At 71.2% G+C, this 222-nt stretch carries 1 pseudogene; it reads left to right on the plus strand.

The features are described 5' to 3' along the window. Nucleotides 1–222 (plus strand): annotated as a pseudogene (locus tag EXE42_RS18140) (ZIP family metal transporter); the annotation flags it as partial.

Genomic DNA, 222 nt, shown 5'->3' on the forward strand with positions numbered 1-222 from the left:
TGATCGGGCTCCAGAACGTGCCCGACGGGTTCGCCTTCGCCGTGCCGATGGCGGACACCGGCATGTCGAACGCCCGCGTCCTCTGGTACACGACGCTGTCTGGGGTGGTGCCGCAGGTCGCCGCCTCCGCCTTCGGTTTCACGCTCGTCTCGGTCGCCGCGGGGCTGTTTCCCGTCTCCTCCGGCTTCGCCGCCGGGGCGATGCTCGCGGTCGTCTTCCGGG

The sequence above is a fragment of the Halorubrum sp. SP3 genome (genome assembly GCF_005435195.1).
GTDB lineage: Archaea > Halobacteriota > Halobacteria > Halobacteriales > Haloferacaceae > Halorubrum > Halorubrum sodomense.